Source organism: Marinomonas sp. TI.3.20, from assembly GCF_038155025.1.
In the GTDB taxonomy this organism is placed as follows: domain Bacteria; phylum Pseudomonadota; class Gammaproteobacteria; order Pseudomonadales; family Marinomonadaceae; genus Marinomonas; species Marinomonas flavescens.
The window spans coordinates 1-13,997 of sequence record NZ_JBAKAS010000019.1 but is presented as its reverse complement, the minus strand read 5'-3'; the positions used below and the strand labels follow the sequence as shown (position 1 = coordinate 13,997).

General features: G+C 44.9%; 14 protein-coding genes. 12 read left to right on the top strand and 2 right to left on the bottom strand.

The features are described 5' to 3' along the window. Positions 1-70 precede the first annotated feature (70 nt). Positions 71-988: an alpha/beta fold hydrolase gene (locus V6259_RS16315; protein ID WP_341585467.1), complete on the top strand. Its 918-nt coding sequence runs from the start codon at positions 71-73 to the stop codon at positions 986-988. 59 nt (positions 989-1,047) lie between these two features. Here V6259_RS16315 and ispB read toward each other — a convergent pair whose 3' ends face one another. Next, positions 1,048-2,028, bottom strand: coding sequence for an octaprenyl diphosphate synthase (gene ispB, locus V6259_RS16310; RefSeq protein WP_341585466.1), 981 nt, complete (start codon positions 2,026-2,028; stop codon positions 1,048-1,050). A 283-nt stretch (positions 2,029-2,311) separates the two neighbouring features. On the opposite strand from ispB, the gene rplU reads away from it, so the two are divergent. The 5 genes from rplU to V6259_RS16285 all read left to right on the top strand — a co-directional run bounded on the left by rplU (position 2,312) and on the right by V6259_RS16285 (position 5,807). Next, the gene (gene rplU, locus V6259_RS16305) at positions 2,312-2,620 is read left to right on the top strand and encodes a 50S ribosomal protein L21 (protein ID WP_133013017.1); all 309 of its coding nucleotides are present in this window, start codon (positions 2,312-2,314) and stop codon (positions 2,618-2,620) included. A gap of 31 nt (positions 2,621-2,651) precedes the next feature. Next, on the top strand, positions 2,652-2,924 hold the full coding sequence (gene rpmA / locus V6259_RS16300) for a 50S ribosomal protein L27 (protein WP_133013018.1): 273 nt from the start codon (positions 2,652-2,654) through the stop codon (positions 2,922-2,924). 106 nt (positions 2,925-3,030) lie between these two features. Further along, a complete protein-coding gene (gene cgtA, locus V6259_RS16295) occupies positions 3,031-4,224 on the top strand; it encodes an Obg family GTPase CgtA (RefSeq protein WP_133013019.1) in 1,194 nt (397 codons plus the stop codon). Positions 4,225-4,253: 29 nt separating this feature from the next. After that, entirely contained in the window at positions 4,254-5,378 is a 1,125-nt protein-coding gene (gene proB / locus V6259_RS16290; RefSeq protein WP_133013020.1) for a glutamate 5-kinase, read from the top strand. A 66-nt stretch (positions 5,379-5,444) separates the two neighbouring features. Further along, positions 5,445-5,807 (top strand): diacylglycerol kinase, encoded by a 363-nt coding sequence (locus tag V6259_RS16285; protein WP_341585465.1) that lies wholly within the window; start codon positions 5,445-5,447, stop codon positions 5,805-5,807. A 54-nt stretch (positions 5,808-5,861) separates the two neighbouring features. Here V6259_RS16285 and rpsT read toward each other — a convergent pair whose 3' ends face one another. Next, positions 5,862-6,125, bottom strand: a complete 264-nt coding sequence (rpsT, locus tag V6259_RS16280) for a 30S ribosomal protein S20 (RefSeq protein WP_115898992.1) — start codon at positions 6,123-6,125, stop codon at positions 5,862-5,864. Between the two features lie 227 nt (positions 6,126-6,352). On the opposite strand from rpsT, the gene murJ reads away from it, so the two are divergent. The 6 genes from murJ (at position 6,353) to ispH (ending at position 13,716) form a co-directional block, all read left to right on the top strand. Next, positions 6,353-7,921, top strand: a complete 1,569-nt coding sequence (gene murJ, locus V6259_RS16275; RefSeq protein WP_341585490.1) for a murein biosynthesis integral membrane protein MurJ — start codon at positions 6,353-6,355, stop codon at positions 7,919-7,921. 128 nt (positions 7,922-8,049) lie between these two features. Beyond that, the gene (ribF, locus tag V6259_RS16270; RefSeq protein ID WP_341585464.1) at positions 8,050-8,973 is read left to right on the top strand and encodes a bifunctional riboflavin kinase/FAD synthetase; all 924 of its coding nucleotides are present in this window, start codon (positions 8,050-8,052) and stop codon (positions 8,971-8,973) included. A 39-nt stretch (positions 8,974-9,012) separates the two neighbouring features. Further along, positions 9,013-11,835: an isoleucine--tRNA ligase gene (gene ileS, locus V6259_RS16265; RefSeq protein ID WP_341585463.1), complete on the top strand. Its 2,823-nt coding sequence runs from the start codon at positions 9,013-9,015 to the stop codon at positions 11,833-11,835. Further along, positions 11,835-12,341: a signal peptidase II gene (gene lspA, locus V6259_RS16260; protein ID WP_133013025.1), complete on the top strand. Its 507-nt coding sequence runs from the start codon at positions 11,835-11,837 to the stop codon at positions 12,339-12,341. The genes ileS and lspA overlap by 1 nt, the downstream gene beginning before the upstream one ends. Further along, on the top strand, positions 12,338-12,769 hold the full coding sequence (locus V6259_RS16255; RefSeq protein WP_341585462.1) for an FKBP-type peptidyl-prolyl cis-trans isomerase: 432 nt from the start codon (positions 12,338-12,340) through the stop codon (positions 12,767-12,769). Before lspA ends, V6259_RS16255 begins: the two co-directional genes overlap by 4 nt. Beyond that, positions 12,766-13,716, top strand: coding sequence for a 4-hydroxy-3-methylbut-2-enyl diphosphate reductase (gene ispH, locus V6259_RS16250; RefSeq protein WP_341585461.1), 951 nt, complete (start codon positions 12,766-12,768; stop codon positions 13,714-13,716). The genes V6259_RS16255 and ispH overlap by 4 nt, the downstream gene beginning before the upstream one ends. Positions 13,717-13,997 lie beyond the last annotated feature (281 nt).

The window sequence follows — 13,997 nt, the reverse complement described above, 5'->3', positions numbered from 1 at the left end:
TTAGAGACGAAAAGGGGTATAGATAACCCTTTTTGATAAAGCGAAACTGGAGTGTTGTATAAGGCGGTAAATGATTTTGTCTACGTTGCTACAGAGTAATGAGTGGTTGAGTGCACAGCGATATGACTTCGAAGACGGTTTTACGATGGCGTATACGAATCAGCTTAAGTTTGACCGCCCTAATTTACATTTTTTGCATGGTAATGGTTTTGCGGTCCGCTCCTATCAGCGTTTCCTAGCAAGCTTTGCAGAGGATTATAATTTAATCTTACAAGAAGCCGCTGGACATGGTGGCTCATCGACCGGAGAGCGCTTTGTTGGTTGGAATGAAACCGCAGAGCGCTTTTCAATAAGTTTAAAGGCTCATGAAGTGGCATTGCCAAAAACTGAAAATATTGGCGTCGGTCACAGTTTTGGCGGCTGTATGACTACTTTGATGAGTGCGCAAGATCCCACTGTATTTGATCGGCTTATATTGCTTGATCCGGCCTTATCCCCGCCCCGTCTTCTGTGGTTATTGCGGGGTGCATCTTTGTTTGGGCTAAAAGGAAAGATTCCTTTAGCGAAACAAGCCAAACGTCGTCGGACTCAATGGGAAACTATGGATCAAGTGAAGGCCAGCTTTACGGGAAGAGGCATATTTAAAGGTTGGGATCCTTTATGCTTAGATGATTATATTCAGCATTCTATTAGGCAAGATGAAAGTAGTGGGTTGTATCAGCTATCTTGCCCCGTTTGGATGGAGTCTGACATTTTTGCGAGTTACCCAAGAGGCTTATGGAAGGCAATTCGTTCAATCTCTGTGCCGACATATATTATTCAGGGTAAGCATTCGTTCCCTTACTTTAAAGAGGCGTATCGACTCGCCGAACGTTTAAATTCGAATATTACCGTCATTGAGGTGGAGGGTGGTCATTGTTTTATGCAGGAGCACCCCGAAAAAACAGCACAACTGATTAAAGGATTGCTAGGGAAAGAGTCTAAATAGGAAACAGAGCGTCGCTAATTGAGGCGCTCTGTTTCCTATTTGACTATGTAACTAGGGGATTACGCTCTACGATTGACCGATGTTTTTGCTATTGTAATCAATGCGTTTTTATAATCTGATTCTGGTAAGATCGCAATGGATTCAATGGCTAAGTCGGCTTGTTGTTGTGCTCGTTGTTGCGTGAATTCAATGGCGCCACAAGCTTGAACATCCGCAATTATCTTATCAAGATGATCAAGTCCACCAGTCAAAATAGCTTGCCTGACTCGGACTGCAGCTTCCTTAGTGCCGTTTTTCATGGTGAATATTAACGGCAGAGTCGGTTTACCTTCCGAAAGGTCATCTCCCACACTTTTGCCCATTTCTTCGGCGGTGCTGGTGTAATCCATTACATCGTCGATCAATTGGAAGGCAGTACCAACATACATTCCATATTGTTGTAAGGCGGTTTGATAGTGTGGGGCGGCATCCGCAATGACGGCACCGCAAAGCGCGGCCCCTTCAAATAATTTTGCGGTTTTGTACTGAATGACTTTTAAGTAACTCTCTTCCGTTGTGTCAGGGTCACCACAGTTGATCAGTTGTTGTACTTCACCCTCTGCAATAATGTTGGTCGTTTCCGCTAAAATGGACATACATTCCATGCTGCGGATATTAACCATCAATTGAAAGGCACGGGTATATAAGAAGTCTCCAACTAATACGCTAGGGGCGTTCCCCCATTCTTCGTTAGCTGTTTTTTTGCCTCGGCGCATATCAGACTCATCCACCACATCATCGTGTAGCAGTGTGGATGTATGGATAAATTCAATGACAGTTGCCATTTTGATGGCTTTTTCTAGTTTGTCAGAATCTAAATCTGCACTTGCTCGCGCGGCAAGAAGAACTAATAAAGGGCGTAATCGTTTACCACCATTACTAATAATGTAGTAACCAATTTGCTCAATAAGCGGAATGTCACTGCGAAGCTGTGACACAATGTAGTCGTTAACCTGGCCAAATTCATTGGCTACAACATCATGGATTTTTTTGGATTGCATGCAATTTCCGAAGCTAAAAAGTCTCAAGCTGAACAGCAAGTTCAGCCCATGCTAGGTAAGCACCGCGCCGCGGTCAACCCAAAATATGAAAAATATACAATACACTACCTTTTCTCTTGTTTTGAGTGGTGTGATTTTGTACAATCTCGCGTCCGATTTGCCCACGTTTTGCTCCCTATCATATGGTAAGTGAATTTTTATCATTTTTTGATAAGAATTTGGGAACCACTAGAAGTAGGTAAAACTCAATTTAGTAGCCGGGTAAATCTCATTGGAGAAGAACATGTTTGCAGTAATTAAAACTGGCGGTAAGCAATACCGAGTACAAGAAGGCCAAACCCTTAAAGTTGAGAAATTAGCTATTGAAGAAGGTGGCGTTGTTCAATTCGACGACGTTCTTCTTGTTTGCAATGGCGACGACGTTAAAATTGGCGCTCCTGTTGTAGAAGGCGTTAAAGTAACAGCAGAAGTTGTTACTCATGGCCGTGGAGACAAAGTGAAAATTTTGAAATTCCGCCGTCGTAAGCATTCTATGAAACGTATGGGTCATCGTCAGTGGTTCACGGAAGTGAAAATAACTGGCATTAAATAAGCCCTAACTAAACTAATTTAAGGAGTAAGTCATGGCTCATAAAAAAGCGGGTGGTAGTACTAATAACGGTCGCGACTCCGAGTCGAAACGATTAGGTGTCAAACGTTTCGGTGGTCAAGTTGTGATCCCAGGTAATATTCTTGTTCGTCAGCGTGGTACTCAGTTCCACCCTGGTGCAGGCGTTAAAATTGGTAGAGATCACACTTTGTTTGCTGTTGTAGAAGGCCAAGTGAAATTTGAAGTTAAAGGTAAATTGAAGCGTCGTACAGTGTCTGTTGTTACAGCACCTGTCGCTACAGCTTAGTTTTACTAAAAACTCAAAAAGAGCTCCGCTATGCGGGGCTTTTTTTTTGGAAAAATCCTATAATCAGTATCTGTTGATTCTGATAATGCACCTAAGAGGTGAATCTGTGAAATTCGTTGATGAAGCCAGTATCTATGTAAGAGCGGGTAAAGGCGGAAATGGTTGTTTGAGCTTTTGGCGTGAAAAATACGTAGCGAAGGGCGGTCCTGATGGTGGTGATGGGGGAAATGGCGGCAGCGTTTTGCTGGTTGCTGATGAATCCTTAAATACCCTGATTGATTTTCGCTTTACTAAAAAATACATCGCAGAAAGCGGTGAAAGTGGCCAAGGTAGTGATATGACTGGCTCAAAAGGCCAGGATCTTGAGATCGTAGTGCCTGTTGGGACCACTGTTATTGATGAAGATACAGGGGAAACCTTAGGTGACCTTGTAAAAGCCGGTCAGAAGCTCAAAGTTGCTTTGGGTGGCCATCATGGTTTGGGTAATTCGCGCTTTAAATCTAGTACTAACCGTGCTCCGCGTCAGACGACAAAGGGAACGGTAGGCGAAGAGCGTTCGCTTAAATTAGAAATGAAGGTATTGGCTGACGTGGGTTTGTTAGGTCTGCCAAATGCTGGTAAGTCTACCTTTATCCGTTCCGTATCGTCTGCTAAGCCAAAAGTAGCTGATTATCCGTTTACCACGCTGGTACCAAACTTGGGTGTGGTAAAAGTTAAAAAGCATCAGAGCTTTGTTGTTGCCGATATTCCGGGAATTATCGAAGGCGCTTCTGAAGGGGCGGGTCTTGGTATTCGTTTCTTAAAGCACCTAGTGCGGAACCGTATTTTGCTTCACATTGTCGATTTGGCGCCTTGGGATGAAATTACACCTGCAGAAGCGGCTGTTATTGCTGTCAATGAGCTCCACCAGTTTAGTCCAGCATTGGCTCAACGTGATCGTTGGTTAGTTCTGAATAAGACGGATATGGTGCCAGATGATGAGCTTGAAGAGCGTTGCCAAAGCGTAATCGACGCATTGGGATGGGAAGGTAAAGCATACCGTATTTCGGCTATCTCTGGCGAAGGTACGGAAGTGTTGTGTCTTGATCTAATGACGGCGCTTGAAGAGAAGCGTGAATTGCTGGCAAATGATGATGAAGCTCGTGAAAAAGAAGAGGCTATGCGTACGTTGATCGACGAAGAAGGTCGCAATCGTATCTTGTCTCTTCGAGAAAATCGTCGTAAAGCAGGTAAGCTGTTAGATGATGACGAAAACTTTGACGATGATGATTATGATGTGGACGTAGAATACGTTCGTTAATTAGGCTTGATGAGATAGAAAGCAGTATCATGGAAATTCGAGAGAGAATTGCTAAAGCGCACCGTGTAGTGGTTAAAATTGGCAGTGCATTGTTGACCAATGATGGTCAGGGTCTTGATGTCGCTCGTATTGGTCTTTGGGTTGCTCAGATAGCAGAGCTAAGGGCGCAAGGCAAAGAAGTGGTTTTGGTGTCATCTGGCTCCATCGCGGCTGGCATGAAGCGTTTAGGGTTCTCTTCTCGACCGACCCAGGTGAATGAGCTGCAAGCAGCAGCCGCTGTTGGGCAAATGGAGTTAGTAGGGGTTTACGAATCCCATTTTGAGCAGCACGATTTATGTACTGCACAAATTTTACTGACACATGATGATTTGTCTAATCGTCGGCGGTATTTAAATGCACGTTCTTCGTTGCGTACTTTGCTAGATTTTGGCGTTGTACCCATTGTTAACGAAAACGATACGGTTGTAACCGATGAAATTCGTTTTGGGGATAATGACACTTTGGGCGCGTTAGTTGCGAATTTAGTCGAAGCGGATGTGTTAATTATTCTGACGGATCAGCTTGGTTTGTTTGACAAAAATCCACGCGATTATAGTGATGCTGTTTTATTGCCTCATGTGTCAGCTTCTGACGAGCGTCTAGAGTCTATGGCGAGTGGTGGCTCAGGGGCGTTAGGTAGTGGTGGAATGCTGACAAAAATTCGAGCGGCTCGATTGGCTGCCCGTTCCGGAGCTGACACATTAATTGCTTCTGGTCGTGAAAACAATGTCATTATTAGGGCGGCGATGGGTGAGAATATTGGCACTTGGTTAGAGCCTGACCATTGTCGACAAGCCGCTCGTAAGTTGTGGTTGGCTGGGCACCTTAAGAGTCGAGGTTCCTTGACGCTTGACGCTGGTGCCGTTAAGGCACTTCGTAAAGAGGGAACTAGTTTGCTGGCTGTAGGCGTAAAAGACGCTGAAGGTTCTTTTTCTCGTGGCGATATGGTGTTGTGTGTTGATGAGGACGGTGTAGTTGTTGCTCGTGGATTGGTTAACTATAGTGTGGCTGAAACACTGAAGTTACTTGGTCGCTGTTCTTCTGAAATAATAGGTGTTTTAGGTTACGAAGGTGAGCCTGAATTAGTACATCGCGATAATCTAGTGATTGTTTAAACCGTTGCTGGTTGAGTGGCTAATAGTTGATTGGTTAATTACTTAATGAATGGTTAGGAGTTTGTAATGGCAAAGCCGGGACAGTCTGGTTTAGCGCGAGTGTTGAGCGCATCTCGCTATTCGTATCAAGGTCTTCGAGCTCAATGGAAGCATGAGGCTGCTTTTCGCCAAGAGGTGTGTTTGTTTATTGTGGCTCTTCCTTTTGCGCTTTGGTTGGGTGATTCTGCGCTTGAACGGGCACTGCTGATTTTTTCTGTTGGTATGGTGTTGATTGTTGAAACGTTGAACTCAAGTGTTGAGGCGGTAGTCGATAGAATCAGTGATGAGCATCATGAGCTGTCTGGCCGTGCTAAAGATTTGGGGTCAGCCGCGGTTATGCTGACTTTGGTGTTGGCCGTAGTGGTGTGGTGTTTGGTTCTTTTAAGTTAAAAAGAGAAGAATAAGATATAAAAAAACCGGCAGAAGCCGGTTTTTTTATAGGCATTAAGCTAGGGCTTTGATTTTAGCACTCAAGCGGCTCTTATGACGAGCTGCTTTGTTTTTGTGATAAAGGCCTTTATCAGCTGCTTTGTCTAGCTTAGAAGTTGCTAGAACGTAAGCTGCTTGTGCATCAGCTTGATTACCTGCTTCGATAGCCGCATCTACTTTTTTCAAGTATGTGCGAACCATAGAGCGCAGGCTACCATTATGAGCGCGACGTTTGATCGCCTGGCGCGCACGTTTTTTTGAACCGGCGGAATTTGCCACAGTCTGGCTCCTTTCGTTATGTTAGGAAACGGCACAGCACTGTGCTGCGTCGTGAAATGAATGTCAAGTATGACTTCGTAATCTCGCGGCGGATTTTACCAGTTTTTGAGCTTGCCACAACCCCATTATACAAATAATCACCAAAACTACTGGCTTATTTCCCTGCCTTGTTGCGTATTCCGGTGGTATTCTTGCCTCAATTTGTTGGAATGGTTAGTAAAATCATTATGTCAGAAAATAATATCACCCCGAAAAAAACACCCAAAAGTAGTTCATTGTTACGATCTGGTGTCTTGGTGGCTGTTTGTACCTTTTTATCTCGCATACTCGGTTTAGCCCGAGATGCCTCATTGGCTTATGTATTGGGAGCAAGCGCGGGAGCGGATGCCTTTTACGTGGCTTTCAAAATACCGAACTTTTTTCGTCGATTATTTGCCGAAGGCGCATTTGCTCAAGCCTTTGTTCCAGTATTAAGCGATTATCGAGTTAACAATACGAAAGAAGAGGTGCGAGCGTTAATATCGGCAGTATCTGGATCGTTAGCGTTGATTCTTTTATTGATTACTGTTTTGTTTATGGTATGCGCCCCATGGGTTGTGTATATCTTCGCGCCAGGTTTTACAACGGGCGGTGATCAGGCGCGCTTGGCTTCTGAGTTGTTGACGATTACTTTTCCCTATTTATTGTTTATTTCTTTGACGGCATTGGCTGGCGGTATTTTAAATGCCCATGGCGAATATGCAGTCCCGGCCATTACTCCGATTTTTCTTAATATCACCTTGTTGATAGCCACCTTGGTCTTTGCACGCAATGCGCTTGAAGCAGAAACTTCGGTAGCCTGGGGTGTGTTTTGTGCTGGAGTGGTCCAATTATTATTTCAGATGCCATTTTTGGCACGCCTTAAATTATTGCCGATGCCGTCGCTGCAATTTCGGCATCCAGGTGTGAAGCGTATTTTGATATTAATTGGTCCTGCTTTATTTGGTGTTTCGGTTGGGCAAATAAATTTGTTGTTAGATACGGTGTTGGCGTCGTTTCTGCAAACCGGGAGTATTACTTGGCTGTACCTGTCGGATCGTCTGTACGAATTGCCGCTAGGTATTTTTGCGATAGCGATTAGTACGGTAATTTTGCCCTCTTTATCGCGTAGTTTCGCGGGTAAAGACTCGAAAGAGTTTTCAAATACGTTGGATTGGGCGTTGCGTGTTTTATTGCTAATTGCAGTGCCATCGGCATTGGCGTTGTGTATGTTGGCTGAGCCCTTGATTGCTACTATTTTTTATCGTGGCGAGTTGACGGTATTGGATGTCACGAAAGCGGCACAAAGCTTACAAGCGTATTCTTTGGGTTTGGTTTTCATGATGTTGATTAAGGTGCTTGCTCCAGGCTATTACGCTCGTCAGGATACAGGGACACCAGTGCGTATCGGGATTATTGCGATGGTTGCCAATATGGTGCTCAACCTGATTTTCGTTTGGCCTTTGGGGCATGTCGGTTTAGCGTTGGCGACTAGTCTGTCAGCCGCGTTAAATGCGTTTTTATTATGGCGAGGTTTGAGGAAACAAGGGCATCATCACTTCTCACCTCAATGGAAGCTGATTATTCGTGTTCTGTTGGGCGCCACGACTGCTTTAGCTGTTTGGATTTACTTTTTTCTCCAGCAAGGATTGGTTTGGACTCAGATGAGTGATTTATATCGAGTAGGAGAGATTCTGCTTGTTGTTGTGGGTGGTGTGGTTGTTTATGGTATTGCCGCAGTGGCTATGGGATTAAGGTCATCTGCCTTCAGGCACTAATGGATTTGTGTTTTAGTCGATTGTGTTACTGAGGTTGTGCGAGTTCTGGCCTACCTTCGGTTGGTGATCTGCTATATAATCTCGGTTATTTTTTCGGCGCTGGGTGGAATTATCTTGAACGAGGTACTATGGAGTTAATACGCGGTATTCATAATATCCGTTCAAAGCATAAAGAATGTGTGCTGACGATAGGGAATTTCGACGGTGTTCATCGTGGGCATTATGCCATTTTGAATCGAGTCAAAGCGCTTGCGGAACATTATCAAGTGCCTGCTGGTATTATGATTTTTGAACCACAGCCAAGAGAGTTTTTCGCTGCCGCTACTGCCCCTGGGCGTATTAGCAGATTGCGCGATAAAATATTTTTCTTGAAAGAGCAGGGCATCGACTATGTGTTGTGTTTGCCGTTTAACCCTAAGCTTCAGCAGCTAGATGCCGAGGCTTTTTGTCAGCAAATATTATTTCAAGGGTTGTCTGTTCGTCATTTAGTGGTAGGAGACGATTTCCGTTTTGGCTGTGATCGCCAAGGGGATTTTGATTATCTTAAGCAATTTGGTGAAGGGCATGGCTTTGATGTAGAGAACACTCCCTCGGTGTTGAACAATGCTGGTGAGCGTATTAGCAGTACGTTAGTGCGCCAAGCATTGGAAGCAGGAAATATCGCTTCGGCTCAAGAGAATATGGGACATCCGGTTATTTTGGGTGGACGAGTCATAGGTGGCCAAAAGTTAGGTCGTACCTTGGGCTTCCCGACTGCGAACGTTCATTTAAAAGGGACTCAGCCAGCATTGTCTGGTGTGTATGCGGTACAGCTTGCCGTTGATGGCATAATACATAACGGAGTGGCTAATGTCGGCGTGAGACCCACCGTGCAAGGCAAGACGCCAATTTTAGAAGTACACCTTTTTAATTTTAATGGTGATCTGTACGATAAATATGTTCAGGTTACTTTCTGCTGTTTTATTAGAGCAGAGCGAAAAATGGCCAGCTTAGATGCGCTGGAAAAACAAATTCAATGTGATAAAGAAGAAGCAATACACTTCTTTGCCTAATCAGTGAACTGATGATCTTTGAGGATAAATCGATAAACCATGAGTGATTATAAACCGACGCTTAATTTGCCAAAGACAGATTTCCCAATGCGTGGAGACTTGGCAAAACGTGAACCTGCAATGCTGAAGCAATGGCAGGATATGGATCTATACAACAAAGTACGCGAAGTCAGTAAAGGCCGTAAAACTTTTATTCTTCATGATGGCCCTCCGTACGCAAATGGCAGTATTCACATTGGTCACGCGGTTAACAAAATCCTCAAAGATATTATTGTTAAGTCTAAAACCGTTAGTGGTTTTGATGCACCGTACATTCCTGGTTGGGATTGTCATGGTTTGCCAATTGAACACAAAGTCGAACAGATGATAGGTAAAGCGGGTACGAAAGTGTCGTACAAAGAGTTTCGCGCAAAATGCCGCGAATACGCTTACACGCAAATCGAAGCACAGAAAAAAGACTTTATCCGTTTGGGCGTTATGGGGGATTGGGAAAATCCTTACCTGACGATGAACTTCCAAACCGAAGCGAACATTGTTCGTGCTTTGGGTAAGATTGCTGAAAACGGTCACCTAGTAAAAGGCTTCAAGCCAGTTTACTGGAGTGTGGTCGGTGGTTCCGCCCTGGCTGAGGCCGAAGTGGAATATCAAGACAAAACGTCCTTGTCATTGGATGTGCGTTACGCCCCTCAAGATGAAGCTGGGTTATTGGCGAAATTCTCTGATGTAGCGGGCGAAGGCAAGGTGTCTGTTGTTATTTGGACAACCACGCCTTGGACGCTTCCAGCGAGCCAAGCCGTTTCTGTACACCCTGAATTTAACTACGCTCTTGTCGAAGTGGATATGGGCTTAGGTAAAGAGCGCTTGATCGTTGCAGAAGACATGGTCGAAGGTTTGATGGCACGCTACGGTGTGACAGACTTTGCTATTGTTGGTCGCACGGTTGGTGCAGAGTTAAAAGACACTGTTTTGAATCACCCATTCTTGGATCGTGATATCCCCATTATCTTGGGCGAGCACGTAACCACAGAAGCTGGTACTGGTTGTGTACATACTGCACCAGATCATGGCGTAGACGATTTCAACGTTGGCCGTGAAAATGGCATTGGTACCATTAATTTAGTGCAAGACAATGGTGTCTATTCAGACGCGGCTGGTGAGTTTGCTGGCATGCATGTTTACAAGGTCGATGGTGCCGTGCTGGATGCGCTAAACCGCAACAACGCTTTGGTGTTCGAATCGAAAATCTTCCATAGTTACCCACATTGCTGGCGTACTAAAACACCATTGATCTTCCGTGCAACGCCACAGTGGTTCATCAGTATGACCAAAGAAGGTTTGCTTGATGCTGCTAAGCATGCGGTTGAAGGTGTTAAATGGGTGCCAAGCTGGGGACAAAATCGCATGGAAGGGATGTTGAATAACAGCCCTGACTGGTGTGTCTCCCGTCAACGTACCTGGGGCGTGCCGATTGCTTTGTTTATCAACAAAGAAACACAAGAATTGCACCCAGAAACACCACGTTTGATTGAAGAAGTAGCAAAGCGTATCGAACAAGAAGGCATTGATGCTTGGTTCGAAATGGACGCTGAAACCCTATTGGGTGATGATGCGGCAAAATACAGCAAGGTAACGGATACGCTAGATGTATGGTTTGATTCTGGTGTCACCCATTATTCCGTTATCGATCAACGCGAAGAGTTAAGCTTCCCTGCCGATTTGTATTTGGAAGGCTCTGACCAGCATCGCGGTTGGTTCCAATCGTCATTGAAAACGTCTATCGCGATTCGCGGTGTGCCACCTTACAAACAAGTACTAACGCACGGTTTCACGGTAGATGGCGATGGTCGCAAGATGTCGAAATCATTAGGTAATGTCTTGTCGCCGCAAAAAGTGATGGATACCTTGGGTGCGGACATCATTCGTTTGTGGGTAGCGGCAACCGATTACACCACTGAAATGACCGTGTCTGATGAGATTCTGAAGCGTGTTGCAGACTCATACCGTCGTATTCGTAATACGGCGCGCTTTATGTTGTCTAACTTAACTGGCTTTAACCCAGCGACAGATGTGGTTCCAAGCAGTGATATGTTGGCGTTGGATCGTTGGATTGTCGATCGTGCTGCTTTGTTACAAACAGAGTTGGATACGGCTTACAACGAATACCAGTTCCACACAGTGAATCAGAAAATTCAAAACTTCTGTTCTGTGGATCTAGGTGGTTTCTATTTAGACATCATCAAAGATCGTCAGTACACCACGCAGCCTAATAGCTTGGCGCGTCGTTCTGCACAAACCGCTTTGTACCATATCATGGAAGCCTTCACTCGCTGGATCTCGCCAATCTTGAGCTTTACGGCAGATGAGTTATGGCAGGCAATGCCGGGCGAGCGAAGTGAATCTGTCTTCCTAGAAACATGGTACGAAGGTTTAGAAACATTGGCCGGCGATGAGCCTATGGGTCGTGATTTCTGGAAGCATGTACTGGAAGCCAAAGTGGCTACTAATAAAGTATTAGAAGCAGCGCGTAGCGAAGGCAAGATGAAAGCCAGCCTAAGCGCAGAAATTACTTTGTATTGCGATGACGCTTTGCAAACGACCTTGAGTCGTCTTGATGATGAGTTACGCTTCGTACTGATTTCCTCTGATGTGAAAGTATTGCCATTGGCGCAAGCCGGAGACGATGCAGTAGCAACCGATCTTGAAGGGCTTAAAGTTCATGTTGAGCTAAGCAAATACACAAAGTGTGTTCGCTGTTGGCATCACCGCCCAGAAGTGGGTCAGCGCACAGAGCATCCAGAGTTGTGTGATCGCTGTATCTCTAACTTGCCAGATGGGGAAGGTGAACAACGCCTTTACGCTTAATGACCATTCGTTTTGTATGGCAACAAGTCCAGCGCTGGTGGGCGCTGGCGCTTGTTATATTTGCAGTGGATTGGCTGACTAAGCAATGCATCGAAGCGAGCATTGCTTATGGTCAGACTGTTCCTGTGCTTCCTTTCTTTGATTTAACGCTACGCTATAACACAGGTGCAGCCTTTAGCTTCTTGGCAAATGCAGGTGGTTGGCAGCGATGGTTCTTTTCTTTTATCGCCTTAGCGGTTGTTGTCGGCATTAGTTGGCGATTAGCAAAAGTAGCGGCGACAAATCGTTGGGAAGCGTTGTCCTTAAGTTTGATCTTAGGTGGTGCTGTTGGCAATTTATACGACCGGTTAGTCTATGGTCACGTTGTCGATTTTCTAGAGTTTCATTGGCATCAGTCTTGGTATTTCCCTGCCTTTAACGTGGCGGATAGTGCGATCACCATTGGTGTTATTTTGATGTTGTTAGAAAGTGTGCTGGCGAAGCCACAAAAAGGCCCAAAAGAATGAATCTAATTACCACTAATAGTCAGGTAACGTTGCACTTTGAGTTGTCTTTAGAAGACGGTCAAATAGTCGATTCCAATTTTTCCCATGAACCTGCGCGTTTTGTTTTTGGCGATGGTAACTTGCTGCCCGCTTTTGAAGAAGTGCTGGTTGGCATGAGTGCTGGGCAAGAAGGCCGTTTTGATATGTCACCAGAGCAAGCATTTGGTGCGCGTAATGAAAATAATATTCAGCGTATGCCGCGCTCTCAATTCGCGATGGATTTAGAAGAGGGCATGGTTGTGTCATTTGCGGATGCGAGCAAAAATGAATTGCCAGGCGTAATTGCAGAGATCAGTGATAACGAAGTGCTGGTGGATTTCAATCACCCGTTGTCTGGTCGCACCCTAACCTATCGAGTTCAAATCGTCATGGTAGAGGAGGTCGCATGAGCTTTGCCATTCAATTAGCCAATCCTCGCGGTTTTTGTGCTGGCGTTGATAGAGCCATCGATATCGTAAATCGATGTTTGGATTTGTTCGAGGCGCCTATTTTTGTGCGTCACGAAGTGGTGCATAACAAGTTTGTCGTTGAGTCTCTTAAAGCGCGCGGTGCTGTCTTTGTTAATGAATTAGATGAAGTGCCGGATGACAACATTGTTATTTTTAGTGCTCACGGTGTGTCTAAAGCGGTACGAGATGAAGCGGATAAGCGTGGGTTAAAAGTATTTGATGCCACTTGCCCGTTAGTGACGAAAGTGCATTTAGAAGTAGTGCGCTACTCTCGCGATGGTGCAGAGTGTATTTTGATTGGTCATGATGGTCATCCTGAAGTTGAAGGGACCATGGGGCAGTATGATAATAAACAGGGCGGCGCTATTTACCTTGTGGAAAATCCAGATGATGTGGCGAAGCTAACGGTAGAAAATCCTGATAAGTTGGCCTTTGTTACGCAAACGACGCTTTCAATGGATGACACCTCTGTCGTTATTGATGCCTTACGTCATTACTTTCCTAATATTAAAGGCCCAAAGAAGGACGATATCTGTTACGCAACTCAGAATCGGCAAGATGCAGTGAAAACACTAGCGAAAGAGTCGGAACTGGTGCTCGTCGTTGGTTCGGTAAATAGCTCGAACTCAAATCGTCTGCGGGAGTTGGCAGAAAGAATGGGAGCAAAAGCCCATTTGATTGATAATGCGAACGAGATCCAAAGCGATTGGTTGGCCAGTGTTCGTAGTGTCGGTGTTACCGCAGGTGCATCCGCTCCTGAGGTGTTGATTAATGAAGTGATCGATCGCCTTATACAAGAAGGCGGCAGTGCGCCAGAAGAGCTTAAAGGTAGAGAAGAGAATGTATCTTTCTCTATGCCCAAAGAGCTTCGGATCGTTGAATTATAGTTTCTTTCAGATTTATTCTAAAAAAATGAATCTTTTATTAAAAAGCCCTTGCGCTAGAATTTTTACGATGTATTATACGCACCCACTGACACGGACAACGAAACAAACAACAGTTTGCAACTTAGCTTGCTAAGTAAGTCGACCGACACGTCAGACGCTCTTTAAAATAGATAATCAGATAATTTGTGTGGGCGCTCGCTGGAGTCTTCAGAAGATCATCGCCGTTCGGTTTTACCGGAAGGTAGTTGATCAAAAAAATTGAAGTCTTACGAGAGTCTACA